Here is a 24108-nt window from a genome sequence, read left to right on the forward strand (position 1 = left end):
CTGGCGTGCGCCCATAAGAAAAAAGGCGAACTCGCGTTCGCCCTGATGCGGCGCAGGCCCGTCAGGCCCGAGAGACACGACGCACACCGTCGTGCCCGCGCGACATTATACACATGCCAATGCCGCGCGGCACCTTTGCCCGCCGCCGCCAGCGGCTATTGGTCCATCTGGGCCAGCGCCACGCTGCGCAGCTGGAAACGGCCGTCATTGTTGAACAGCCAGCTTTCCGACAGTTCGATGCGGCCCTGCTTGAGCAAGGCCGGTGGCGGCTTGGGGAAGGGCGCCGCCGATTTCAGGCTGCCCAGGGCGCTGGCTTCGGCGTGCTTGTCGCGGTTGCTGCGCAGGATCTCGCTCTTGACCAGGTTGCCATCGCGATCGACGACATACTTGATGACGATCACCGAACGCAGCAGCGCCTGCGGACGCTCCACATAGACGCTGGTGAAATTGACTTGCGAAATGCGTTTGGCCAGGTCGACCTTGTAGCCATCCACGGTGGTGGCGGTGGAGGTGGCGTCCTCCAGGGTCTTCTTCTGGTCGATCAGGTTGCGCGCCAGGGCGTCGCGCTCCTGCTGGGTGCTCTCGGGGGCCGAGCAGGCGGCCAGCATGGCGGCCACGCCCACGCCCGAGATGGCCAGCCGCATGCCGGGCCGGCGTCCCGGCTTGACGTTTTTATTCATCTTCTCCTCCTGAGAGTTGACTGATCTTGCTTCACTCAATGAATGACGTCAATGAAGCTTTTGGTCAGATTTGGACCGTTTTCCGCTGCCAGGATTCCCCCGCCGCGAGAGCACAGAGGGCGATCCATAGCTTCAATCTATAGCAGGGATTCCGGGGCGCTATCACAGCAGGGGGTGTCATCCAGCAGTCATATTAGGCCCGTACCATCCGCTTGCCTTCGAACCGCCCCGTCAGGCGCAAGCCCGCATGGGCGCTGCGTTTGGGCAACACCGCGACCTGGCCATAACAATTCCGACATGATGCAGACACCCTCTTTCGCCGCCCCTTCCGCCATGCCGGCTTGCCCGCCTGATGATGGCCATGCCGAGGAGCGTTTCCTCTCGGTGCGCGGGATCGAAAAACGTTTCGGCGCCTTCACCGCGCTGGACCGGGTGTCGCTGGACGTGCAGCGGGGCGAGATGGTCTGCCTGCTGGGTCCCTCGGGCTGTGGCAAGACCACCCTGCTGCGCACCATCGCCGGGCTGGAGCGCCAGGACGCCGGCCAGCTCTTCGCCGCCGGGCGCGAGATTTCCGATTTGCCGCCGCAATCGCGCGATTACGGCATCCTGTTCCAGTCCTACGCCCTCTTTCCCAACCTGAGCGTGGCCGACAACGTGGCCTACGGCTTGCGCGGCATGAAGCGCCAGGCGCGCCAGGAACGCGTGACCGAGATGCTGACCATGGTCGGCCTGGCCGGCAGCCAGGACAAGTATCCCGGACAGTTGTCCGGCGGCCAGCAGCAGCGCGTGGCCCTGGCGCGCGCGCTGGCGCCCTCGCCTTCGCTGCTGTTGCTCGATGAACCGCTCTCGGCGCTGGATGCCCAGGTGCGCGAACACCTGCAGCTGGAAATCCGCCGCCTGCAAAAACAGTTCCGCATCACCACCCTGATGGTGACGCACGACCAGGAAGAAGCCATGGTCATGGCCGACCGCATCGCCGTCATGCAGCATGGCCGCATCGAACAGTTCGGTACGCCCGCCGAGATCTACCGCCGTCCGGCCACGCCCTTCGTGGCGGACTTCATCGGCCACGCCAACTGGCTGCCGTTCACCCGCGTCTCCGGCTCCCAGGTCACCGTGGGTGGATTGCGCCTGGAAGTGCAACCCGAAGAAGCCGAACTGCAGACCGGCCGCCTGTTCTGCCGGCCGGAAGCAGTCGAACTGTTCGCCACCGACACCTGCGCCAACCGATTCCAGGCGCGGGTGGTCGATCAAATCTATCTCGGCAACCGCTACCGCCTCGCCTTGTCGGCCGATGCCCTGCCCGGCCAGACCCTGCTGGCCGATGTGAGCAGCGAGTCGCACGGCCGCCTGGCGGCCCTGCCCGCCCAGGATGGGCTGTGGGTCGCCCTGCCGCGCCAGGCCCTGCAGGTCTTTGCCTGAGGCACCGTGCCCATGACGACGCAATCTTCCCTGCCCACCCCGCCCGCCATGGCCCTGGACCAGCCCCTGCCAAGCACGACACCGCCCAGCCAGCACCTCGCAAGCCTTCACCAGTGCCTGCCGGGCGCGCTCAAATGGCTGCTGCTGGCGCTGTTGCTGCTGGGCCTGGGCGGGCCGCTGGCCTTCATCCTGGCGCAGGCGGTACTGACACCCGAAGGCAACTGGGCTGGCAGCCAGCCCTTCGTCACGCTCTTCGCCAACATCAACTTCCTGCCCATGCTGGGGCGCAGCCTGTGGGTCTCGGCCGTGACCGCCGTGGTCACCGTGCCGCTGGCCTATGTGTTTGCCTATGCCCTGCAGCGCACCTGCATTCCCTTCAAGGGCCTGTGGCGCGGCATCGGCCTGCTGCCACTCCTGGCGCCGTCGCTGCTGCCGGGCATCGCGCTGATCTACCTGTTCGGCAACCAGGGGCTGTTCAAGGAATGGATGGATGGCAGCATCTACGGCTTCTGGGGCATCCTGCTGGGTGAAGTGTTCTACACTTTCCCGCATGCCATGATGATCCTGCTGTCGGCGCTGTCACAAGCCGATGGCCGCCTGTACGATGCCGCCCATGCCATGGGTGCCTCGCGCTGGCGCATCTTCACCACCGTCACCTTGCCGGCCACGCGCTACGGCATCTTTGGTGCGCTGTGCCTGGTCTTCACGCTCACCATCACCGATTTCGGCGTGCCCAAGATTACCGGCGGCGCCTATAGCGTGCTGGCGGTGGAAGCCTACAAGGCCGTGGTCGGGCAGCAGCAGTTTGGACGCGGTGCGCTGATCGGCTTGCTGCTGCTGGTGCCGGCCCTGTTGACCTTCGCCCTGGACGCCTGGCTGCAACGCCGCCAGCGCGCCACCATGAGCAGCCGCTCGGAAGCCTACGTGCCCCGTCCCGACTGGCGCCGCGATGGGGTGAACCTGCTGGCGGTGGCCTTGATCGCTGCCGCCATCCTGATGATGATCGTGGTCGCCATGGGCGCTTCGGTGGTCAAACTGTGGCCCTACAACCTGCAGCTGACCTGGCAGCACTACGACTTCGACAACATGGACGGCGGCGGCTGGCTGGCCTACTGGAACAGCCTGAAACTGGCCTGCGGCACCAGCGTAGCCGGGACCCTGGTCATCTTCACCGGCGCCTGGCTGATGGAAAAGACGCGCGGCCAGGCCTGGCTCTCGACCCTGCTGCGCATGCTGTGCTTCCTGCCGATGGCCGTGCCCGGCCTGGTGCTGGGCCTGGGCAGCCTGCTGTTCTTCAATCATCCGGCCAATCCTTTCAATTTCCTCTACGGGACGATGACGCTGCTGGTGCTCTGCTCCATCGTGCACTTCTACACCACCGCCCACCTGACGGCCGTCACCGCCTTGAAGCAACTCGACCCCGAATTCGAAGCCGCATCGTTGTCCCTGAAGGTGCCGCTGCTCAAGACCTTCCTGCGCGTGACCGTGCCGCTGTGCCTGCCGCAGATGCTGGAGATCTTCCGCTACCTGTTCGTGTCCTCGATGACCACGGTGTCGGCGGTGATCTTCCTGTATCGCCCTGACACCGTGCTGGCCTCGGTGGCGGTGCTGAACATGGATGATGCCGGCGACGTCGGCCCGGCGGCGGCCATGTCCACGCTGATCCTGCTGACCTCGGCCGCCGCCTCGCTGCTCATGCACCTGGCCGGCAGCCGCTGGCTGGCGCGCGCCCAGGCCTGGCGCCGGGGACGCGCGCACTGAGCCCGGCCGGCAAACCCACGATTTCTTCACCTTGCGTCCTCGACGCGTTTTCAACCCAGCCATTCACAGACGAAGGCCATCATGAAAAAAACCAAGCTGTTTTCCCTGTTCGCATCGGTGATCGGCGCCGGCATGCTGTTCTCGGCCCAGGCCCACGCTGCCACCACGCTGACCGTCTACACCGCCCTCGAAGCCGACCAGATCAAGGCTTACCAGGCCGCGTTCCAGAAGGCCAATCCGGACATCGAGATCAAGTGGGTGCGCGACTCCACCGGCATCGTCACCGCCAAGCTGCTGGCCGAAAAGGCCAATCCGCAGGCTGACGTGATCTGGGGCCTGGCCGCCACCAGCCTGGCCCTGCTGGACAAGGAAGGCATGTTGACGCCCTACGCTCCGCATGGCCTCTCGGCCATCGATGCCAAGTACCGCAGCGCCGCCAATCCGCCAGCCTGGGTCGGCATGGACGTGTGGGCTTCGGCGATCTGCTTCAACACCGTGGAAGCGCAAAAGCAGGGCCTGCCCAAGCCGACTTCCTGGGCTGACCTGACCAAGCCGGTCTACGCCGGCAAGATCGTCATGCCCAATCCGGCTTCTTCGGGCACCGGCTACCTGGACGTGTCGGCCTGGCTGCAGATGATGGGTGAAGAAAAAGGCTGGGCCTACATGGACGCCCTGCACAAGAACATCGGCCAGTACACCCACTCGGGCTCCAAGCCCTGCAAGCAGGCTGCGACCGGTGAATTCCCCATCGGCATCGCCTTCGAATACCGCGCCGTGAAGACCAAGAAGGAAGGCGCCCCCATCGACGTGATCCTGCCGTCGGAGGGCCTGGGCTGGGACATCGAAGCCACCGCCATCGTCAAGGGCACCAAGAACCTGGAAGCCGCCAAGAAGCTGGCCGATTTCTCCGCCAGCAAGGAAGCCATGGCCCTGTATGAAAAGAACTTCGCCGTGGTCGCCATTCCTGGCGTGGCCAAGCCGGATGAACTGCTGCCGGCCGACTATGAAAAGCGCCTGATCAAGAACGACTTCACCTGGGCCAGCACCCAGCGTGACCGCATCCTGACCGAGTGGAGCAAGCGTTACGAAAGCAAGTCCGAGAAGAAGCAGTAAATCGCATCGAGGCTGTCAGGAAACGCCACCTGATACCGTTCGGCCTGAGTAGCGGCGTAGCCGCGTATCGAAGGATCACCGTAGGCGGGCCTACTCAGGACGAACGGTAGTCGGGAGACAACAGCTTGGCAGAGCTGAAAGCTGTCGCAGCCCAGCCTGCGACAGCGCACAGAGAGGATCGCAGGACGCCGCCAGAGTGTCCCAGCACAACAGGCAACACGACATCTCGCAACTGACTCCGATGGAGCAATCTCCCATGACCAATTCCCTCTCAGAACACGATCCGCAACACTTCGACCTGGCCGTGGTCGGCTCGGGCATCCTCGGCCTGGCCCACGCCTACGCCGCCGTCAAGCGCGGCCTCAAGGTGGCCGTCTTCGAACGCACCGGCACGCCGCTGGGCGCTTCCGTGCGCAACTTCGGCATGGGCCTGGTGACCGGCCAGCCGCCCGGCATCATGCTCGACCTGGCCCGCGAAAGCCGTGCCATCTGGCTGCATCTGGCCGCCCGCGCCCACTTCAGCGCCCGCGAAGCCGGCACCCTGCTGTTTGCCCGCAGCCAGGCCGAGCACGACGTGCTGCTGGAATTCATGACCGTGCGCGCACGCCAGTACGATTACCGCGCCTCGCTGCTGGAAGGCGAGAAGCTCAACGCCCTCTACAGCGGCCGCTTCCGCCATCACCGCTCGGCCCTGCACGGCACCGAAGACCTGCAGCTGTATTCGCGCGAAGCCATGCCGGCGCTGGTGGCCTATCTGCATTCGCAGGGCGTGCATTTCCGCTTCAACACGCTGGTGCATGGCACCGCCGACGGACGCCTCTCGACCACCGCCGGGGAATTCCGCGCCGAGCGCGTGGTGGTCTGCTCGGGTCACGATTACCTGACCCTCTTTGCCGACCGCCTGCAGCCGATGAACCTGAAGCAGTGCCGCCTGCAGATGTTGCGCCTGAAGACCGAGGAGCCGCTGCCGCTGACCCATGCGGTACTGACCGGCCTGTCCTGCACCCACTATGGGGCCTTCTCGGACTTGCCGACCGCCCGCGCGGTGCATGCCGACATCGAGGCCAATGCCCCCCTGCTGAACAAGCACGGCATCCACCTGCTGGTCAGCCCGACGCCGTATCAGGAGCTCATCGTCGGCGATTCGCACCACTACGGCACCGATTCGCCACCCTTCAACAGCGAAGAAATCGATGAACTGCTGCTGGGCCTGACCGAGCACACCCTGGCCACGCGCGTGCAGGTGGTCGAGCGCTGGCAAGGTGTCTATGGCAGCAAGGGACCGGGCCCGTTCTCGGCCCTGGCCATCGACGACCACACCTCGGTGGTGCTGATGCATACCGGCATCGGCATGAGCGTCGGCCTGGGACTCGGTGAGCGTGTGGTGAAGGCCCTGCTGGAGGGCGACAGCCTGCCCACGCCGACCACACAGCCGACCCCGGCGACTGCCCTGGCCTGATTGGCCCGTTCTCCCCGGTACGGCGGCAAGTGCTGCCGTACCACTCTCTACCCTCCCGTCCCGCCTGCCCTTGCGGCCAAGGGTGCATCCCGCCAAGCCGCATGTTTGGCAAGATGCTTCACTTGTCTGTGTTTATTTCTGACAGAAAATTTCTTTTGGCAGCTTTTTCCAGCGGCGAGCCGTCGCTGCGCCGCAATATCCCCCAACCGCCCGAGAAGCCTTGGCCGTAGCGGCTTTCCCTGCTGCGCCGCAACCGGAAACAGGCTTGCCGCGCTGTAAGCTTGTGTAAGTTTGGAGCAAGTCCTGCGTAAGCTTGGCGTCGCACACTCGCCGCATGGACAAGTGGGTCCTTACGCAAGCAATGCGAAGCCAATATCGCGGTTTGTGTCAGACGGGGAAGCCAACGGTGTCGATTCTTCAGATTCTTCATGCTCTGCTCTCCCGGTGCGTTCTTGCATAACGCCCCATTCGGCCATCTGTCGCATTGTTGCCCCGAGTACCTGGTTGCATTCCATGCAGTAGCACATATTCATTAAAACCAAGGAGACAAACATGACCACAGCATCCGTCAATACGACGACGCGCGGCATCACAAAGGAGGAGAAGAAAGTCATCTTCGCCTCCTCGCTAGGCACCGTTTTCGAATGGTATGACTTCTACCTGTACGGCTCGCTGGCCGCCATCATCGCCAAGCAGTTCTTTGCCGGCACCGACCCCAATACCGCTTTCATCTTCGCCCTGCTGGCCTTTGCTGCCGGCTTCATCGTGCGCCCCTTCGGTGCGCTGGTGTTCGGCCGCCTGGGTGACCTGGTAGGCCGCAAGTACACCTTCCTGGTGACCATCCTGATCATGGGTGCCTCGACCTTCATCGTCGGCGTGCTGCCCAACTACAACTCCATCGGCATCACCGCCCCGATCATCCTGATCATCCTGCGCATCCTGCAGGGCCTGGCGCTGGGCGGTGAATACGGCGGTGCGGCCACCTACGTGGCCGAGCACGCACCGGAAGGCCGCCGCGGCGCCTTCACCGCGTGGATCCAGACCACTGCCACGATGGGCCTGTTCCTGTCGCTGCTGGTGATCCTGGGCGTGCGCACCTCGGTGGGTGAAGCCGCGTTTGCCGACTGGGGCTGGCGCATTCCCTTCCTGGTCTCCATCCTGCTCTTGGCTGTCTCGGTGTGGATTCGCATGTCCATGAACGAGTCGCCGGCCTTCCTGAAGATGAAGGCTGAAGGCAAGACCTCCAAGGCGCCCCTGACCGAAGCCTTCGGCCAGTGGAAGAACCTCAAGCTGGTCATCCTGGCGCTGATCGGCCTGACCGCAGGCCAGGCCGTGGTGTGGTACACCGGCCAGTTCTACGCCCTGTTCTTCCTGACCCAGACCCTGAAGGTGGATGGCCCGACTGCCAACCTGCTGATCGCAGCCGCCCTGCTGCTGGCGACGCCCTTCTTCCTGTTCTTCGGTTCGCTGTCGGACAAGATCGGCCGCAAGCCCATCATCCTGGGTGGCTGCCTGATCGCGGCCGTGACCTACTTCCCGATCTTCAACGGCCTGACCCACTTCGCCAACCCGGCCCTGGAAGCGGCTCTGCAAAAGTCCCCGGTGATCGTCACCGCCGACCCGGCCAGCTGCCAGTTCCAGTTCAACCCGACTGGCACCAAGAAGTTCACCTCGTCCTGCGACATCGTGAAGGCCAAGCTGTCGGCTGCCTCGGTGAACTACCAGAACGTGGCCGGTGCACCGGGTTCGGTGGCCACCGTCAAGATCGGCGAGCGCATCATCACCTCCTATGACGCTGCCGGCCTGTCCAAGGACGACGCTGCCGCCAAGGACAAGGAACTGTCCAAGGCCCTGGCCGACGACATCAAGGCGGCCGGCTACCCGGCCAAGGCTGATCCTGAGCAGATCAACAAGCCCATGGTCCTGCTGCTGCTGTTCATCCTGGTGATCTACGTGACCATGGTCTACGGCCCGATCGCCGCCTGCCTGGTCGAAATGTTCCCGACCCGCATCCGCTACACTTCCATGTCCATGCCGTACCACATCGGCAACGGCTGGTTCGGCGGCCTGCTGCCCACCACCTCCTTCGCGCTGGTGGCCTATCAGGGCGACATCTACTACGGCCTGTGGTATCCGATCGTGATCTCGGTCATCACCGTGGTGATCGGTCTGCTGTTCGTGAAGGAAACCGTGCACAACAACATTCACCAGTAAGGCCATACGTGTGAACGCCTCGCCGTCCCGCTGACGTGGCAGGACGGCGAGAAGCAACACTCTCCCGGACCGGGCGCAATCCTGATTGCGCCCGGTCTTTTTTCATGCAGCAAAAAAGAGAAAAGGCCTGCCCTGGCGGACCAGGCATGCAGCGCCCCTAGGCGCCCAGCGGCTTGCGGCTGCGCCGCCCGGGTGCGGCCGCCTCGGCACTGGCCTTGGCCTGGACCAGCTCCAGCAAGCCTTGCGCGGCAATGGAGAGGCTGCGCTCCTTGGGCGTGACGATCAGCAAGGGGCGCACCAGTGCGGGCGCATCCATGGGAATAGCCACCAAGCCGGGCAGGCGGAACTGGAACAGCGTCAGTTCCGGCACCACGCTCACGCCCAGGCCGCTTTCGATCAAGGCGGCCAACGTCGCCAGGTGCTCCACTTCCAGCCCGGTATGGATCACGCCACCTGGCCGCAGCATCGCCTCCAGATGCTGGCGCACGCTGGTGGAACGCGCCAGGTGGATCATCTCGCATCCGGCCAGCTGCGCCACCTTGATGCGGCGCTTGGTAGCCAGCGGATGGTCCTTGCGGCAGACCAGATAGAAGGGGTCGGCGCACAGCGGCTGGGTCGTGAACTCCAGCAGATCCGGCCCCGGTGCCGTCAGGGCGATATCAGCCTTGCCCTGACGCAGCAAGGCCAGGCATTGATCCGAGATGGCATCGAACAGCTCCACCTTTACCCCTGGATGACGCTGCCGGTACTGCGACAGCACCGGTGGCAGCCAGCCCGCCGCCAGCGAGGGCAAGGCCGCAATGGCCACCCTGCCCTTGCGCCGCGCGACGTAATCGTTCATGTCCGCCAATGCCGCTTGCATGTCAGAGACCAGCTGGCGCGCTACCTGGACGAAGACTTCACCTTCGGGCGTCAGGCTCACGTTGCGCGTATCCCGCTCGAACAGGCGTGCGCCGGTGGCGCTTTCCAGCTTCTGGATCATGGCGCTGAAGGCGGACTGCGAGACATGGCAGCGCTCGGCCGCGTGGCCGAAATGGCGGCAATCGGCCAGGGCCAGGAAGGCTTGCAGCAGGCGGGTGGAGAGATTGGCATGCATGGCGTGGGCGGCAAATGAGAGCGCAATGGATTATGCGGAAAAGCCGCTCAATCCATCGAAAAAAGCGACTTTACAACAAAATCGGCCGCCACCTACACTCGCCCTGCACTCATCCCGCCGCCCCGGTACCGCACCAGGTACCGCCACTGAATCACAAGAACAAGCGGGCGCCGGATGGGATGACACGACAAGAACATCACACCAATAAAACGGAGACACGCATGTTAGCCCTGCTCGGCTTTGTCACGATCGTATCCTTGTTCACGGCCATCCTCACCAAGAAGATGTCGCCGCTGGTGGCACTGATCGCCATCCCCATCATCGCCGCCCTGGTCGGCGGCTTCGGCTTGCAGACCTCCAAGTTCATCGTCCAGGGCGTCACCGCCATCGCGCCGGTGGCGGGCATGTTCGTCTTTGCCATCCTGTTCTTCGGCATCGTCACCGACGCCGGCATGCTGGACCCGATCATCAGCCGCATCCTCAAGACCGTGGGCAGCCGCCCCACCCGTATCGTGCCCGGTACCGCCCTGCTGGCGCTGCTGATCCACCTCGATGGTTCGGGCGCGGTGACCTTCCTCATCACCATCCCCGCCATGCTGCCGCTGTACACGCGCCTGGGCATCGACAAGCGCATCCTGGCCTGCGTGGCCTCGATGGCGGCGGGCGTGAATTTCCTGCCGTGGACCGGGCCGATGATCCGCGCCTCGGCGGCGCTGCACATCCCGGTCTCGGACATCTTTACGCCGCTGGTGCCGGTGCAACTGGTGGGCCTGGCCTTCGTCTTCATCGCCTCCTATCTGCTGGGCCTGAAGGAAGAGCGCCGCTTGGGCCTGGGCAAGGGATCGACTGTCGATTTCGTGCAGCAGCATGAACTGAGCGAGGCGCAACTGAAAATCCGCCGCCCGCAGAATTTCTGGGCCAACATTGTGCTGACGGTCTTCGTGCTGGGCGTGATGATCAGCGGCAAGGTCGATCCGGTGGTGATGTTCATGATCGGCGTGGTGCTGGCGCTGATGATCAATTACCGCGACGTGACCATGCAGCGCGAGCGTATCGATGCGCACGCCAAGGCGGCCCTGCTGATGGCCAGCATCCTCTTTGCGGCGGGCGTGTTCACCGGCATCATGAGCAAATCCGGCATGCTCTCGGCCATGGCCAAGACGGCCGTGGGCTTCGTGCCACCGGAGATGGCCGGGCATATCCCGGTGGTGCTGGGGTTGCTGTCGATGCCGCTGTCGCTGCTGTTCGATCCGGATTCCTTCTACTTCGGCGTACTGCCGGTAATTGCCGAGGTCAGCCACATGCTGGGCGTGCCGACGCTGCAGGTGGCGCAGGCGGCACTACTCGGCCAGATGACCACGGGCTTCCCGGTCAGTCCCTTGACGCCCGCCACCTTCCTGGTCTGCGGCCTGGCCGGCATCGAACTGGCGGATCATCAGAAATACACCATTCCCTTCCTCTTCGGTGCCTCCGTGGTGATGACCATCGCCTGCGTGGTACTGGGGCTGTTCCCGCTGTTCTGAGCGGGACTGCAGGCAAGAGCAACCTGTTTTGGAGAAGCGCATGACCCATGACCCACAGCGCAGCGTGCGCATCGGCGCTGGTGCCGGCTATTCGGGCGACCGCATCGAACCGGCTGCCGAACTGGCCGAGCACGGGCAGCTGGATTACCTGATCTTCGAATGCCTGGCCGAACGCACCATCGCCATCGGCCAGCAAGCCCGCCTGGCAGACCCTGCCAAGGGCTACGATCCCCTGCTGGTCGAGCGCATGCAGGCGGTACTGAAGACCTGCGCCGACCAAGGCATCCGCATCATCACCAACATGGGCGCAGCCAATCCGCTGGCAGCGGCCCGACGCATCCGCGAGATCGCGCGCGAACTGGGGCTGGCCGGACTGAAGGTGGCGGCCGTGGTCGGTGATGATGTGCTGGAGGCGGTACAGCAAGGCCAATGGCATATCGAGGACAATGGCCAGCCGGTCGCGTCCTTGGGTGCGCGCCTGATTTCGGCCAATGCCTATCTGGGGATTGCTCCCATCGTCGAGGCGCTGCAAGCCGGCGCCCAGGTCATCGTCACGGGCCGCGTGGCTGATCCGGCGCTGGTGCTGGCGCCGCTGGTCCACGAGTTCGGCTGGGCTGCCGACGACTGGGACAAGCTCGGCCAGGGCACGCTCATCGGCCATCTGCTGGAATGCGCCGGCCAGATCACTGGCGGCTACTTTGCCGATCCGGGCAAGAAGGATGTGGCCGGACTGGCACGGCTGGGCTTTCCCATCGGCGAGGTGAAAGCCGATGGCAGCGCGGTCATCACCAAGGTCGCCGGCTCGGGCGGCCAGGTCACGGCGCGTACCTGCAAGGAACAACTGCTCTACGAAATCCATGATCCGAGCGCTTACCTCACGCCAGATGTGATCGCCGATTTTTCCCAGGTACAGATCAAGGAAGTGGGACCGGACCGCGTGGCCATTACCGGCGGCCGCGGCCGCGCCCGCCCGCAGACGCTGAAAACCACGCTGGGCTATCGTGACAGCTTCATCGGCGAAGGCCAGATCTCCTATGCCGGCCCCGGCGCCCAGGCGCGTGCGCAACTGGCTGGAGAAATCGTGCGCGAACGGCTGGCGCTCACAGGCGTGGCCACCGAAGAACTGCGCGTGGACCTGATCGGCATCAACGCCATCGCCGGCGCGCAAATGTCCGCTGCCGTACCGGAGCCGCAGGAAGTACGCCTGCGCGTCACCGGCCGCACGGCCAGCATGAAGGAAGCGGTACGCATCGGCAACGAAGTCGAAACGCTTTATACCAATGGTCCGGCCGGTGGCGGCGGCGCCACCAAGTCGGCCCGCGAAGTCATCGCCGTGCTGTCGCTGCTGCTGCCGCGCACGCTGGTGCAGCCGTCCGTATTCATCGAGGAGGCCTGAGATGCTGCTCAGAGACATTGCCCATTCACGCGCCGGCGACAAGGGCGACATTTCCAACATCTCGGTGATCGTCTATCGCCAGGAAGACTATGCCCTGCTGGAACGTACCTTGACGGCCGAGCGCGTGCGTGCGCATTTTGCCGGCGTGGTGCATGGGGAAGTAGTGCGCCATGCCCTGCCCCACCTGGGTGCATTCAACTTCGTGATGCAGCGCGCGCTGGGCGGCGGCGTGACCCGCTCACTGGCGCTGGATGCGCATGGGAAGGCGCTGTCGGGAGTGATGCTGCAGATGGAATTGGAAACCTGAAAAGCAGATCGCTTCAGTTTTCCCAAGGATTGATGACCGGCACGTGGGCTGCAGCATAGGGCGACACGTCACGGGAAGCCACCATGAACCCGCACGACACGGCGATGGCGGCGATATAGCCGTCAGGAGTGGGGAAACCCCGGCCAGCGCGCCGGGCCTTGACCGCCAGCTCGGCATGGCAGCGCGCTGCATCGGTATCGAATGGCAGAATCCGGTCCTTGAACATGCGCAGGATGCCTTCCACACGGCGGGCCAGCAAATCCTGGCGGCGACCGGCAGGAAGGCTGGCAATCCCGAATCCCATTTCGGCCACCGTGATGCTGGTGAGGTAGAGCGTATCGGCGACCTGCGCATTGAGCCAGGTGCGTACGCCGGGATGCATGTCGGGCTTCATGGCTTCGGAGACGACGTTGGTATCGAGCACGATCATTCGAACCTCATCGGCTGTGCAGGACTCCGCTCACGCATCTGCTCCAGCGCCTCGACATCTTCATTGGTGAGGCCAAGCTCGCGATTCATTGCGGCCAGGGCATCCCCGAGACGCAACTGGCCGGCAGGCTGGACCGCCATGGTCAGGATCTCGCGGATTTCTGCCTCGGTACTGCGTCCATGCTGGGCGGCGCGCACGCGCAAGGCACGGTGGACTTCATCAGGAAGATTGCGGACGGTCAACGTAGCCATGACAGCATTACTCCGAAGTGATATCAGTGCATTCATTCTAGTCATTTGAAGCTCTCCTTTCCATCGAAAATGTTCCGCCGGTGTTGCAGGCGTCACACGCATCACCCGCCAAAAGTTCTCATTCGACAGGAGATTGCTGCTTAGACGGCCATTCGCGGCAATAAAACGAAGAAAGACCGACATTATTCGATACAAGGAGGCGCGACAGCGACAATTCATTGCCCCACGGAAAAATAGGCAATTTTTAGCCAATTCTTCACGGTGAAACTACGTACATTGCGACTGTCCAAACTGTGCAAGATTTGGTATCGTCCGCCCGTGATTGATTTTCGCACTGCATCAGCGTCCCCCCGCTGACACATCCCCCTCCGATATGAAAAAACCAACCCGACTCGGCACTCCGCTGTCCCCGTCCGCCACCAAAGTCATGCTGCTGGGTTCCGGCGAACTCGGCAAGGAAGTCATCATTGCCCTGCAACGCCTGGGCGTGGAAGTCATTGCCGTTGACCGCTATGAGAACGCACCCGGCCAGCAGGTAGCCCATCGCGCCCACGTCATCAACATGACCGATGGTGCTGCCCTGGCTGCGCTAATCGAGCAGGAGCAGCCCGACCTGATCGTTCCCGAGATCGAGGCCATCGCCACCGAAACCCTGGTCAAGCTGGAAGAAGCCGGCCGCGCCCGCGTGATCCCCACCGCGCGCGCCGCCTGGCTGACCATGAACCGCGAAGGCATCCGCCGCCTGGCCGGTGAAACCCTGGGCCTGGCGACCTCGCCCTACCGCTTCGCCGACAGCCTGGAAGAACTCAAGGCCGCCATCGACCAGATCGGTTTCCCCTGCGTGATCAAGCCGGTGATGTCGTCCTCCGGCAAGGGCCAGTCCAAGATCGATGGTCCTGAAGAAATCGAAGCCGCCTGGAATTACGCTGCCGCCGGCGGCCGTGTCGATGCCGGCCGCGTGATCGTGGAAGGCTTCATCGACTTCGACTATGAAATTACCCTGCTGACGGTGCGTTCGTTGAACGAAAACGGCGACACCATCACCAGCTTCTGCGACCCCATTGGTCACGTGCAGGTCAAGGGCGATTACGTCGAATCGTGGCAACCCCATCCGATGCCCAACGCGGCCCTGGAAAAGGCCCGCGACATCGCCCGCAAGGTCACCGAGAACCTGGGCGGCCTGGGCCTGTTCGGCGTGGAACTGTTCGTCAAGGGCGATATGGTCTGGTTCTCCGAAGTCAGCCCGCGTCCGCATGACACCGGCATGGTCACCATGGTCAGCCAGGTGCAGAGCGAATTCGAACTGCACGCCAAGGCCATCCTCGGCCTGCCCGTCAATACCGCTTTGAAGAACCCCGGCGCCTCGGCCGTGATCTACGGCCAGCACGACGCCCGTGGTATCGCCTTTGACGGCGTGGCCGATGCGCTGCGCATCCCTGGCGCCGACATCCGCCTGTTCGGCAAGCCGGAATCCTTCGCCCGCCGCCGCATGGGCGTGGCCCTGGCCTCCGGCGACAGCGTGGAAACCGCACGCATCCGCGCCAAGCAGGCGGCTGCCAAGGTCAAGCCGGTGATTCCGCAATGAGCTTGCGCTGATTCTCGCGCCGTGAAACGGGCTCCGATGCAGATCGGGGCCCGTTTTGTTTTGGGTGCGCCGATCATCGCCCCGGCACCGGAAACGATATAAATAATATCCAGGCCGCGAGTGGTTATAATCATCGCCTCCCTCCACAACAGCAGCTTTGCTCACGATCATGAAGTGTGATGTCGCCATCCTCGGCAGCGGTCTGGCCGGTCTTTCCGTAGCTCTCCATCTGGCTGAGAAGTACCAGGTGGTGGTCGTTTCCAAGGGCGAGCTGCTGGACGGGGCCAGCAACTGGGCGCAAGGCGGCATTGCCGCCGTCCTCGATTCGGGCGACAGCCACGCCCAGCATATCGACGACACCCTGGTGGCCGGCGCCGGCCTGTGCGACGAAAGCGCCACCCGCTATATCGTCGAACATGGCCGCGAGGCCATCGAATGGCTGATCGCCCAAGGCGTGCCTTTCACCCGCGACGACAGCGCCGAGCTGGGCTATCACCTCACGCGCGAAGGTGGCCACAGCCAGCGCCGCATCATCCATGCAGCCGATGCCACCGGCCACGCGGTCCAGGTGACGCTGGAACAGCGCGTACGCGCCCATCCCAACATCACCCTGCTGGAACATCACTGCGCTATCGACCTGATCCACGCCCGCAAGCTCGACCCCAAGGCCGAGCCACGCTGCCTGGGCGTGCATGTGCAGGACACCGCCAGCGGCCGGGTGTTGGCGATTGCTGCCGGGCGCACAGTGCTGGCTACGGGCGGCGCCGGCAAGGTCTACCTGTACACCTCCAATCCGGATTCGGCCACCGGTGACGGCATCGCCATGGCCTGGCGGGCCGGCTGCCGGGTGGCCAACATGGAATTCATCCAGTTCCATCCGACCTGCCTGTATCACCCTTATGCCAAGTCCTTCCTCATCAGCGAGGCATTGCGCGGCGAAGGCGCCCTGCTCAAGCTGCCGGCCTCGGCCGGCGCGGTGGCAGGCCAGCGCTTCATGCCGGACCATGACGAGCGCGCTGAACTGGCCCCGCGCGACATCGTGGCGCGCGCCATCGATTTCGAGATGAAGAAACGAGGCCTGGATCATGTCGACCTGGATATCAGCCATCAAAGCCCGGCCTTCATTGCCGAGCACTTCCCGACCATCCAGGCGCGCTGCCTGGAGTTCGGCATCGACATCACGCGCCAGCCTATCCCCGTGGTGCCGGCGGCGCACTACACCTGCGGCGGCGTGGTCACCGACATGGCCGGCCGCACCGACCTGCCGGGCCTGTATGCAGTGGGCGAGACGGCCTACACCGGCCTGCACGGCGCCAACCGCCTGGCCAGCAATTCGCTGCTGGAATGCCTGGTGCTGGGCCGCTCGGCCGCCGAAGATATTGAACGGGAGTTGTCAGGCGGTACCTGGCGCATCGCCGAGGTGCCGCAATGGGATGAGAGCCGCGTCAGCGACGCCGACGAAGAGGTGGTGATCGCCCATAACTGGGATGAACTGCGCCGCTTCATGTGGAATTACGTCAGCATCGTGCGCACCGACAAGCGCCTGGAGCGTGCCCAGCATCGCATACGGCTGCTCAAGGAAGAGATCGACGAGTACTACGCCAACTTCCGCATCTCGCGCGATCTGCTGGAGCTGCGCAATCTGGTGGATGTAGCGCAACTGATCGTCTCCAGCGCGCTCATGCGCAAGGAAAGCCGTGGCCTGCACTTCAGCCAGGATTATCCGCGCACCCTGCCGCGCGCCACGCCGACCATCCTGCCGGGACGTCAGTGAGCGCTTATTTTCGCTGGCGATACTGCTTGCGATAGACGTTGGGCGCGGCCAGCACGTCAGCGACGGTCTGGCTATAGCGGGCAGCCGATTCCCCTTCCAGCGTATCGAAGTGAAGCGCAGGCCGTTCGCGCGGCACCACCATGCATTGGGCCACGGGCATGCCCTTGGGCAGCACGCCGACAAAATCCTCATCGGTCCAGACGGCCGGGAAATTGATCCCGGCATCATGGAAATGGTCCGCGTCCACCAGCCCCGACAAGAGCCGGAACGGCAGGTCATGCCGGTTCACAGGATGGGTGGCGAACAATGACCAGCCCGGCTCCAGTTCGATGGTCCAGAAGCTGTTGAACTTCAGCACCAGCGCATCGCCTCGTTCGAAGGGCGTGCCCGTGACCTGGGCAGGCGGATGAAAACTCAGCGGTGCGCGCGGATGGCCTTCCACGGTGGTCGCCGGTGCTTGCCAATCCCAGCTGAACGTCCCTTTATCCACGTGCACATCGCAAGGCAGCAGGATCATGAAGCCGTGCGCCATCGCATCGATGAAGGGGGGACATTGCTTGACGGTGCGGATATCGCGGTCATGCAGTGCGGAGAAGGCCTTGGCCGGCATGCTGCGGATCCAGTCCGGGATCATCTCGCGCGCCAGACAGGGGTGTGGCAGGTGATCGGCCAGCGCGGGGTCGCAGCGGAAGTGGATTTGGGGTGAAGACATGGGGGGCTAAAGGGCGATATGAAGGATTGAGATCATGACTTTGCCCGAAAATGCCGATTCACGGGGATGTCGCCAACGATATCGGCGTAATGTCGTCATCTTGATATGAAAAAACCCGCTGAAAAGCGGGTTTTTTCACGGCAGGCAGCTTTCAGGACGCCGGGGCGGACCGCCCCTCCAATCACTCCCACTCAATGGTCGCCGGCGGCTTCCCCGAAATGTCATACACCACCCGGTTCAAGCCCCGCACCTCATTAATGATGCGGTTGGACACCCGCCCCAGCAGCTCATGCGGCAGATGCGCCCAGTGCGCCGTCATGAAGTCCTGCGTCTGCACGGCACGCAAAGCCACCACGTATTCGTAGGTGCGGCCATCGCCCATGACCCCCACCGACTTCACCGGCAGGAACACGGCAAACGCCTGGCTGGTCTTTTCATACCAGGTCTGGCCGTCTTCATCCTTCGTATTGCGCAGTTCTTCGATGAAAATCGCATCCGCGCGGCGCAGCAGGTCGGCGTATTCCTTCTTCACTTCACCCAGGATACGCACACCCAGGCCAGGGCCCGGGAACGGATGGCGATACACCATCTCCGGCGGCAGGCCCAGCGCCACGCCCAGTTCGCGCACTTCGTCCTTGAACAGTTCGCGCAACGGCTCCAGCAGCTTCAGGTTCAGTGTCTCGGGCAAACCGCCGACGTTGTGGTGGCTCTTGATGGTGTGGGCGGTCTTCTTGCCCTTGCCGGCGCTTTCGATCACGTCCGGGTAGATGGTGCCCTGGGCCAGCCACTTGGCGCTGGTCAGCTTGGCCGATTCGGCCTGGAACACCTCCACGAACTCGCGGCCGATGATCTTGCGCTTGGCTTCCGGATCGGTCACGCCAGCCAGATGACCCATGAACTGCGCAGTGGCGTCCACATGGATCACCTTCACACCCAGGTTCTTGGCGAACATCTCCATGACCATCTTGCCTTCGTCCAGGCGCAGCAGGCCATGGTCGACGAACACGCAAGTCAGTTGGTCGCCGATGGCGCGGTGGATCAGGGCAGCAGCCACGCTGCTGTCCACTCCGCCCGACAGGCCCAGGATGACTTCATCGCTGCCCACTTGCTGGCGGATCATCTCGACGGCTTCGGCGATGTAGTCCGGCATGTTCCAGTCCGACTGGCAACCGCAGATCTCGTGCACGAAGCGGCCCAGCATGGCCTTGCCCTGCACGGTATGAGTCACTTCCGGGTGGAATTGCACGCCGTAGAAGCGACGCTCCTCGTCGGCCATGCCGGCGATCGGGCAGTTGCCGGTGGAAGCCATCAGCTTGAAGCCGGCCGGCAGCTCGTTGACCTTGTCGCCATGGCTCATCCAGACCTTCAGCATGCCGTGGCCCTGGGCGTTGGTGAAGTCGCTGATGTTGTCCAGCAGCTTGGTGTGGCCGTGGGCACGCACCTCGGCGTAGCCGAATTCGCGCAGGTGGCCGTTCTCGACCTTGCCGCCCAACTGCTCGGCCATGGTCTGCATGCCGTAGCAGATGCCCAGCACCGGCACGCCCAGTTCGAAGACCGCTTGCGGGGCGCGCGGGGTGTCGCCTTCGGTGACGCTGTTGGGGCCACCGGAGAGGATGACGCCGGCCGCGCCGTAGTTGCGCACGAACTCGTCGGTCACGTCATGCGGGAATACCTCGGAAAACACACCGGCTTCGCGCACGCGGCGAGCGATGAGCTGGGTCACCTGGGAACCGAAGTCGAGGATCAGGATTTTCGAATGCGAATGCGTGGACATGGGCAGTGAGGTCTGGCTACGTTAAAAATGGACTTCTGAAAAGGTCAACAGCCCGACAGCCTGGCATGATGCCGATGGACTGTCGGGCTGTGGCCGCATCGAAATTTACTCGGCGCGGTAGTTCGGGGCTTCCTTGGTGATCTGCACGTCGTGGACATGCGATTCACGCATGCCGGCCGCGGTGATCTCGACGAACTCGGCGCGCTCGCGGAAGTCGTCGATGGAGGCGCAACCGCAGTAACCCATGGAGGAGCGCACACCGCCCACCAGCTGGTACAGGATCGCAACGACGGAACCCTTGTAGGCAACGCGGCCTTCGATACCTTCCGGCACGAACTTGTCGGCAGTGTTGTCGCCATCCTGGAAGTAGCGGTCGGCCGAACCGTCAGCCATCGCACCCAGCGAACCCATGCCGCGATACGACTTGTAGCTGCGGCCCTGGTACAGGATCACTTCGCCCGGGGCTTCTTCGGTACCGGCGAACATGCTGCCCATCATCACGGCCGAAGCGCCGGCGGCCAGTGCCTTGGCAACGTCGCCCGAGAAACGGATACCACCGTCGGCAATCACCGGCACGCCGGTACCCTTCAGGGCTTCGGCGACGTTGGCGATAGCGGAGATCTGCGGCACGCCCACGCCGGCAACGATACGGGTGGTGCAGATGGAGCCAGGGCCGATACCGACCTTGACGGCATCGGCGCCATGCTCGACCAGCGCCTTGGCGGCGGCTGCAGTCGCGATGTTGCCACCGATGACTTCGACGTGCGGGTATTTGGTCTTGACCCACTTGACGCGGTTCAACACGCCTGCGGAGTGGCCGTGGGCGGTATCGACCACGATCACGTCCACGCCAGCGGCGACCAGCAGTTCGATGCGCTCGTCATTGTCCGGACCGACGCCAACGGCCGCGCCTACGCGCAGCTTGCCGTGCACGTCCTTGCAGGCGAAGGGGTGTTCGGTGGATTTCTCGATGTCCTTGACGGTGATCAGGCCGCGTAGCTCGAAGGCATCGTTGACGACCATCACGCGCTCCAGGCGGTGCTTGTTCATCAGGCGCTTGGCCTCTTCGGGATCGGCGCTGGAGCCGTTTTCCTTGACGTAGACCAGCTTCTCGCGCGGGGTCATCTTGGAGCGGACTTCAGCGTCCAGTTCTTCTTCGAAGCGCAGGTCGCGGTTGGTGATGATGCCCACCAGCGCCTTGCCTTCGACCACCGGGAAGCCGGAAATGCCATGCTGCTTGGACAGCGCGATGACGTCACGGATCTTCATGGTGGGGGGAATGGTGATCGGATCGCGGACCACGCCGGATTCGAAGCGCTTGACCTTGGAAACCTCGCGCGCCTGTTCCTTGGGCGTCAGGTTCTTGTGGATGATGCCGATACCGCCTTCTTGCGCCATGGCAATGGCCAGACGGGCTTCAGTCACAGTGTCCATCGCCGCCGAGACCAGCGGAATGTTCAGCGAGATGTTGCGCGTCAGACGCGTGGTCAGGGAAGTATCTTTGGGGAGGATGTCCGAGAAGGCCGGAACGAGCAGCACATCATCGAACGTGAGTGCTTTTTGGAGAAGACGCATAGTGTTTCCTATAGGCGCAAAAGCGAATTATACAGAAAAGCTGATCGCGCGTCTTGCTCTACTTGCGTTTCTCCCTCCGGGCGTCGTAAAAATGCCGGAAGGCTGGGATTGAGGACGGGGCCACACGTCGGCCGCTCACGGGCGGTCCGCGTGCTCCCGGTGCGCGGCACGGCGGCGGCGCGATTGCCTGGGGTCGGCGATGAGCGGCCGGTAGATTTCGATGCGGTCACGCTCGCGCAGCACCGTCTCCAGCGTCTTGACCTTGCCGAAGATACCCACCTTGCAGACCGACAGGTCGATGGCCGGCTGTTCCCGCAGCAGGCCGCTCTCCAGGATGGCCTGCTGGATGGTGCTGCCGGGAGCGACCTGCAGGTCCTTCAGGATCTGCAGCCCGGGCGCGGCATAGCAGAGCTGGACTTGCAAAAAGGCAGGGTCAGCCATATATCTGTTCGGCGCGCTTGCAGAAGGAATCGACGAAGCTGTTGGCGATCATGCTGAAGACCGGCCCGATCACCCCTTCCAGGATGCGGCTGGAAAATTCATATTCCATGTCGAATTCGATCTTGCAGGCATCCTCGCGCAGCGGCTTGAAGGTCCAGCGGCCTTCGAAGTGCTTGAACGGACCTTCCACCAGGCGCATGGTCATGCCGGTCGGGCGCACATTGGTGTTCTGGGTGCTGAAGGATTGCTTGAGGCCGTGATAATTGATCTTGATCTTGGCCGTGAGGCTTTGATCACTGCGTTCAGACACCTCGACACCGCCACACCAGGGCAGGAATTCAGGGTAATCCTCAACCTTGTCGACCAGGTTGAACATCTGTTCCGCGCTATAGTTGATCAGGACGGTTTTGTGTACGACTGCCATCGAGGGTGATCCGTTTGATAAAATCGCAAAGGCACAATTTTAACCGACGAGACGAATTTTTATTTAGATGAGCATTATTGATAACAAAAAGGCCTTTTTCGATTACTTCATCGAAGAGCGATTCGAAGCAGGCCTCGTCTTGCAAGGTTGGGAAGTCAAATCGATCCGCGCCGGCCGCGTACAACTGAAGGAGGCCTACGTGATCGTGCGCAATGGCGAGGTCTACCTGTTCGGCTGCCACATCAGTGCGCTGACCAGCACCTCCACGCACGTGCATCCGGAAACCACGCGCACCCGCAAGCTGCTGTTGAATGCCGCTGAAATCAGCAAACTGATCGGCAAGGTGGAACGTTCCGGCTATACGCTGGTGCCGCTGAACCTGCATTACAGCAAAGGCCGCGTCAAATGCGACATCGGCCTGGCCAAGGGCAAGAAGCAGCACGACAAGCGCGAGACCGAAAAGCAGCGCGACAGCCAGCGTGAAATCCAGACGGCGATGAAGCAGCACCGTCGCTGATCCCTTCCTGCACTCCCCCTCACTGCGACCACGGCTGCCTCGGGCAGCCGTTTTCATGTGCGCTGCTTGTGCAGGACCGCTAAACCCAGTCAGCAAACCTGGCGCGGCAAGCCGCCACCAGCTCCTCCACCACACTGCCCCACTGCCCGCGCTGCTGCTGGCGGAACAGCCTTACCGACGGATACCACACGCTCTCGGCACCCTCCACACCCCAGCGCCACTCGCCTTCCAGCCGCTGCGGCAGGAAGCAGGGCAAGCCCAACGCGCCGGCCAGGTGTACCACGGCGGTATCGACACTGATCACCAGGTCCAGTGCACAGGCCAGCGCGGCGGAGTCGCCCCAGTCGGCCAGGGGGAAGGTCTGCAGCCTGCTGCCCAGTTCCTGGTGAATGGCCTGATCGGCCTGCGGGATCTCCAGCTGCAGGCTGATGACATCCACCGGCAATTCAAACAAGGGCAGCAACTCGGCCAGCGGTACGTCGCGGCTGGGATGGGGCGTCGCGTACTGGCGCCCGGCCCAGGCCAGCCCGATGCGCGGACGGCGCGGCGATGCCTCGGACGTCTCCGCCAGGCGCTGCTGCCATTGCTGCAGGCACGCCGTATCCACCTGCAGATAAGGTGCCTGCGGCCCCTGGCGAGGATGCGGCAGATCCAGCAGGAGCGGCAGGCTCAGCAGGGAAGCATGGCAATCGTGCGGCCCGGCTTCAGCGACATGGGCCACGCAGCGCGCCTGCGGAAACGATGGTGCCAGCACCGCCAGCAAGCCCGCCGGGGCACACAGCGTGACCTGCGCTGCCTGCTGTGCCACCAGCGGCAAGTAGCGCGCAAATTGCAGGCAATCGCCCTGCCCTTGTTCGGCCCACAGCAGCACGTGCTTGCCGCGCACCGCTTCACCGGGTTGCCAGCGTGGACTAGGGCTGGCGATGGCATTGCGCGCCAGTTCCGGAATCTGGAAGCGCGCTTCATGCGCGCGCCATCCTTGGGCGTAGTCCCCGCGCGTGAGCAGCATATGGGCAAGCCCCACGCGGGCTTGCGGAAAGTCGGGAATCCAGCGCAAGGCTTCTTCATATCCGGCCTGCGCCGCCTCGATGCGGCCCATCCGGCGCAGGATGTCGGCGCGGTTGAAGGCCATCAGGGCGCGCGCCTCGTCACTGGCGGGCTCGGCGGGATAGCAATCGAGCGCCTCCTCATGCCGGTTCAGGCGCAACAGGATGTCTGCGTGCAGGGCCTGTTCGTCCAGCGTCGCCAGCGGGCGCGCGCGTTCGATGGCGGCCAGTGCCTGGCGCGGCTGGTCGAGCTGGAAGTGCAGGCGCGCAAGCGTGACGAGTTGATCCGGGCGCGGCGCGCTTTCTTGTGCGAGCGCGCCGGCCCATTGTTCCAGAACGGCGCGATGCGCTACGCGCGCCTCGTCGTAGTCCGGCACCAGGTCCAGGCAGGCGGCATAGGCGGCTGCCGCAGCAGCAAGTTCTCCGGTCTCCTGCAGGAGACCGGCGCGCTGCATGTGCACGGGCAGGAAACCGGCATCCAGCAGCAGCGCCTGGTCCAGTGCGGCCAGGGCGGCCACGGGCTGGTGGGCGCCACGCAGGGCGATGGCCTCGCACATCAGGCCCATGATGCGCGCCAGGAGGGCGGGGTCGGGAGCATTCATGGGCGG

General features: G+C 63.7%; 22 protein-coding genes. 11 read left to right on the forward strand and 11 right to left on the reverse strand.

Translation table 11 applies throughout. The annotated features are described in order from the left end of the window. Positions 1-155: 155 nt before the first annotated feature. The gene (locus ACVC5H_RS14330; RefSeq protein ID WP_489622699.1) at positions 156-644 is read right to left on the reverse strand and encodes a TonB C-terminal domain-containing protein; all 489 of its coding nucleotides are present in this window, start codon (positions 642-644) and stop codon (positions 156-158) included. Positions 645-1013: 369 nt separating this feature from the next. On the opposite strand from ACVC5H_RS14330, the gene ACVC5H_RS14335 reads away from it, so the two are divergent. The 4 genes from ACVC5H_RS14335 to ACVC5H_RS14350 all read left to right on the forward strand — a co-directional run bounded on the left by ACVC5H_RS14335 (position 1014) and on the right by ACVC5H_RS14350 (position 6435). Further along, positions 1014-2102, forward strand: a complete 1089-nt coding sequence (locus tag ACVC5H_RS14335; protein ID WP_489622700.1) for a putative 2-aminoethylphosphonate ABC transporter ATP-binding protein — start codon at positions 1014-1016, stop codon at positions 2100-2102. Between the two features lie 12 nt (positions 2103-2114). Then, a complete protein-coding gene (locus ACVC5H_RS14340) occupies positions 2115-3863 on the forward strand; it encodes a putative 2-aminoethylphosphonate ABC transporter permease subunit (RefSeq protein WP_489618519.1) in 1749 nt (582 codons plus the stop codon). A gap of 81 nt (positions 3864-3944) precedes the next feature. Continuing rightward, positions 3945-4976 (forward strand): putative 2-aminoethylphosphonate ABC transporter substrate-binding protein, encoded by a 1032-nt coding sequence (locus ACVC5H_RS14345; protein ID WP_489618520.1) that lies wholly within the window; start codon positions 3945-3947, stop codon positions 4974-4976. Between the two features lie 256 nt (positions 4977-5232). Further along, a complete protein-coding gene (locus ACVC5H_RS14350; protein ID WP_489618521.1) occupies positions 5233-6435 on the forward strand; it encodes a TIGR03364 family FAD-dependent oxidoreductase in 1203 nt (400 codons plus the stop codon). A gap of 118 nt (positions 6436-6553) precedes the next feature. On the opposite strand, the gene ACVC5H_RS14355 is transcribed toward ACVC5H_RS14350, so the two are convergent. Further along, positions 6554-6865, reverse strand: coding sequence for a hypothetical protein (locus tag ACVC5H_RS14355; protein WP_489618522.1), 312 nt, complete (start codon positions 6863-6865; stop codon positions 6554-6556). A 122-nt stretch (positions 6866-6987) separates the two neighbouring features. Between ACVC5H_RS14355 and ACVC5H_RS14360 the strand changes: the two genes are divergently transcribed. Further along, positions 6988-8649: an MFS transporter gene (locus ACVC5H_RS14360; protein WP_489618523.1), complete on the forward strand. Its 1662-nt coding sequence runs from the start codon at positions 6988-6990 to the stop codon at positions 8647-8649. Between the two features lie 157 nt (positions 8650-8806). Here ACVC5H_RS14360 and ACVC5H_RS14365 read toward each other — a convergent pair whose 3' ends face one another. Beyond that, entirely contained in the window at positions 8807-9745 is a 939-nt protein-coding gene (locus ACVC5H_RS14365; protein ID WP_489618524.1) for a LysR family transcriptional regulator, read from the reverse strand. Between the two features lie 221 nt (positions 9746-9966). Between ACVC5H_RS14365 and ACVC5H_RS14370 the strand changes: the two genes are divergently transcribed. The 3 genes from ACVC5H_RS14370 to ACVC5H_RS14380 are packed head-to-tail and all read left to right on the forward strand — an operon-like array spanning position 9967 to position 12971. Then, entirely contained in the window at positions 9967-11268 is a 1302-nt protein-coding gene (locus tag ACVC5H_RS14370; protein ID WP_489618525.1) for a CitMHS family transporter, read from the forward strand. A 40-nt stretch (positions 11269-11308) separates the two neighbouring features. Then, positions 11309-12664 carry an acyclic terpene utilization AtuA family protein gene (locus ACVC5H_RS14375; RefSeq protein ID WP_489618526.1) on the forward strand — a complete coding sequence of 452 codons (1356 nt, stop codon included), beginning with the start codon at positions 11309-11311 and terminating at the stop codon, positions 12662-12664. Position 12665: 1 nt separating this feature from the next. Beyond that, complete coding sequence (locus ACVC5H_RS14380; protein WP_489618527.1) at positions 12666-12971, forward strand: AtuA-related protein; 306 nt, start codon at positions 12666-12668, stop codon at positions 12969-12971. 13 nt (positions 12972-12984) lie between these two features. Here ACVC5H_RS14380 and ACVC5H_RS14385 read toward each other — a convergent pair whose 3' ends face one another. Together ACVC5H_RS14385 and ACVC5H_RS14390 are read right to left on the reverse strand one after the other, a co-directional pair. Continuing rightward, positions 12985-13401 carry a type II toxin-antitoxin system VapC family toxin gene (locus ACVC5H_RS14385; RefSeq protein ID WP_489618528.1) on the reverse strand — a complete coding sequence of 139 codons (417 nt, stop codon included), beginning with the start codon at positions 13399-13401 and terminating at the stop codon, positions 12985-12987. Further along, entirely contained in the window at positions 13398-13652 is a 255-nt protein-coding gene (locus ACVC5H_RS14390; protein ID WP_489618529.1) for a FitA-like ribbon-helix-helix domain-containing protein, read from the reverse strand. Before ACVC5H_RS14390 ends, ACVC5H_RS14385 begins: the two co-directional genes overlap by 4 nt. Before the next feature lie 373 nt (positions 13653-14025). On the opposite strand from ACVC5H_RS14390, the gene purT reads away from it, so the two are divergent. Both purT and nadB read left to right on the forward strand, forming a co-directional pair. Then, the gene (purT, locus tag ACVC5H_RS14395; protein WP_489618530.1) at positions 14026-15237 is read left to right on the forward strand and encodes a formate-dependent phosphoribosylglycinamide formyltransferase; all 1212 of its coding nucleotides are present in this window, start codon (positions 14026-14028) and stop codon (positions 15235-15237) included. A gap of 169 nt (positions 15238-15406) precedes the next feature. Then, the gene (nadB, locus tag ACVC5H_RS14400; protein ID WP_489618531.1) at positions 15407-17011 is read left to right on the forward strand and encodes an L-aspartate oxidase; all 1605 of its coding nucleotides are present in this window, start codon (positions 15407-15409) and stop codon (positions 17009-17011) included. 4 nt (positions 17012-17015) lie between these two features. Here nadB and ACVC5H_RS14405 read toward each other — a convergent pair whose 3' ends face one another. The 5 genes from ACVC5H_RS14405 to ACVC5H_RS14425 all read right to left on the reverse strand — a co-directional run bounded on the left by ACVC5H_RS14405 (position 17016) and on the right by ACVC5H_RS14425 (position 21937). Next, entirely contained in the window at positions 17016-17723 is a 708-nt protein-coding gene (locus tag ACVC5H_RS14405; protein ID WP_489618532.1) for a hypothetical protein, read from the reverse strand. Positions 17724-17904: 181 nt separating this feature from the next. Continuing rightward, complete coding sequence (gene guaA, locus ACVC5H_RS14410; RefSeq protein ID WP_259434987.1) at positions 17905-19497, reverse strand: glutamine-hydrolyzing GMP synthase; 1593 nt, start codon at positions 19495-19497, stop codon at positions 17905-17907. Between the two features lie 105 nt (positions 19498-19602). Then, complete coding sequence (gene guaB, locus ACVC5H_RS14415; protein ID WP_489618533.1) at positions 19603-21072, reverse strand: IMP dehydrogenase; 1470 nt, start codon at positions 21070-21072, stop codon at positions 19603-19605. Between the two features lie 135 nt (positions 21073-21207). Next, positions 21208-21513 carry an RnfH family protein gene (locus ACVC5H_RS14420; RefSeq protein WP_489618534.1) on the reverse strand — a complete coding sequence of 102 codons (306 nt, stop codon included), beginning with the start codon at positions 21511-21513 and terminating at the stop codon, positions 21208-21210. Further along, the gene (locus ACVC5H_RS14425) at positions 21506-21937 is read right to left on the reverse strand and encodes a type II toxin-antitoxin system RatA family toxin (RefSeq protein ID WP_489618535.1); all 432 of its coding nucleotides are present in this window, start codon (positions 21935-21937) and stop codon (positions 21506-21508) included. The genes ACVC5H_RS14420 and ACVC5H_RS14425 overlap by 8 nt, the downstream gene beginning before the upstream one ends. A 67-nt stretch (positions 21938-22004) precedes the next feature. Between ACVC5H_RS14425 and smpB the strand changes: the two genes are divergently transcribed. Further along, positions 22005-22454, forward strand: a complete 450-nt coding sequence (gene smpB, locus ACVC5H_RS14430) for an SsrA-binding protein SmpB (protein WP_008328521.1) — start codon at positions 22005-22007, stop codon at positions 22452-22454. A 79-nt stretch (positions 22455-22533) separates the two neighbouring features. Here smpB and ACVC5H_RS14435 read toward each other — a convergent pair whose 3' ends face one another. After that, positions 22534-24102 (reverse strand): tetratricopeptide repeat protein, encoded by a 1569-nt coding sequence (locus ACVC5H_RS14435; RefSeq protein WP_489618536.1) that lies wholly within the window; start codon positions 24100-24102, stop codon positions 22534-22536. Positions 24103-24108: the final 6 nt, after the last annotated feature.

This window comes from Herbaspirillum sp. Her3 (assembly GCF_057961275.1).

Coding starts and splice junctions, on each gene's coding strand:
- ACVC5H_RS14390 (WP_489618529.1), bottom strand. CDS start 13,652: ATGGCTACGTTGACCGTCCGCAATCTTCCTGATGAAGTCCACCGTGCC.
- ACVC5H_RS14385 (WP_489618528.1), bottom strand. CDS start 13,401: ATGATCGTGCTCGATACCAACGTCGTCTCCGAAGCCATGAAGCCCGAC.
- ACVC5H_RS14405 (WP_489618532.1), bottom strand. CDS start 17,723: ATGTCTTCACCCCAAATCCACTTCCGCTGCGACCCCGCGCTGGCCGAT.
- ACVC5H_RS14435 (WP_489618536.1), bottom strand. CDS start 24,102: ATGAATGCTCCCGACCCCGCCCTCCTGGCGCGCATCATGGGCCTGATG.
- ACVC5H_RS14355 (WP_489618522.1), bottom strand. CDS start 6,865: ATGAAGAATCTGAAGAATCGACACCGTTGGCTTCCCCGTCTGACACAA.
- ACVC5H_RS14335 (WP_489622700.1), top strand. CDS start 1,014: ATGCCGGCTTGCCCGCCTGATGATGGCCATGCCGAGGAGCGTTTCCTC.
- ACVC5H_RS14365 (WP_489618524.1), bottom strand. CDS start 9,745: ATGCATGCCAATCTCTCCACCCGCCTGCTGCAAGCCTTCCTGGCCCTG.
- nadB (WP_489618531.1), top strand. CDS start 15,407: ATGAAGTGTGATGTCGCCATCCTCGGCAGCGGTCTGGCCGGTCTTTCC.
- ACVC5H_RS14340 (WP_489618519.1), top strand. CDS start 2,115: ATGACGACGCAATCTTCCCTGCCCACCCCGCCCGCCATGGCCCTGGAC.
- guaB (WP_489618533.1), bottom strand. CDS start 21,072: ATGCGTCTTCTCCAAAAAGCACTCACGTTCGATGATGTGCTGCTCGTT.
- ACVC5H_RS14420 (WP_489618534.1), bottom strand. CDS start 21,513: ATGGCTGACCCTGCCTTTTTGCAAGTCCAGCTCTGCTATGCCGCGCCC.
- ACVC5H_RS14360 (WP_489618523.1), top strand. CDS start 6,988: ATGACCACAGCATCCGTCAATACGACGACGCGCGGCATCACAAAGGAG.
- smpB (WP_008328521.1), top strand. CDS start 22,005: ATGAGCATTATTGATAACAAAAAGGCCTTTTTCGATTACTTCATCGAA.
- purT (WP_489618530.1), top strand. CDS start 14,026: ATGAAAAAACCAACCCGACTCGGCACTCCGCTGTCCCCGTCCGCCACC.
- ACVC5H_RS14345 (WP_489618520.1), top strand. CDS start 3,945: ATGAAAAAAACCAAGCTGTTTTCCCTGTTCGCATCGGTGATCGGCGCC.
- ACVC5H_RS14330 (WP_489622699.1), bottom strand. CDS start 644: ATGCGGCTGGCCATCTCGGGCGTGGGCGTGGCCGCCATGCTGGCCGCC.
- ACVC5H_RS14350 (WP_489618521.1), top strand. CDS start 5,233: ATGACCAATTCCCTCTCAGAACACGATCCGCAACACTTCGACCTGGCC.
- ACVC5H_RS14375 (WP_489618526.1), top strand. CDS start 11,309: ATGACCCATGACCCACAGCGCAGCGTGCGCATCGGCGCTGGTGCCGGC.
- guaA (WP_259434987.1), bottom strand. CDS start 19,497: ATGTCCACGCATTCGCATTCGAAAATCCTGATCCTCGACTTCGGTTCC.
- ACVC5H_RS14370 (WP_489618525.1), top strand. CDS start 9,967: ATGTTAGCCCTGCTCGGCTTTGTCACGATCGTATCCTTGTTCACGGCC.
- ACVC5H_RS14380 (WP_489618527.1), top strand. CDS start 12,666: ATGCTGCTCAGAGACATTGCCCATTCACGCGCCGGCGACAAGGGCGAC.
- ACVC5H_RS14425 (WP_489618535.1), bottom strand. CDS start 21,937: ATGGCAGTCGTACACAAAACCGTCCTGATCAACTATAGCGCGGAACAG.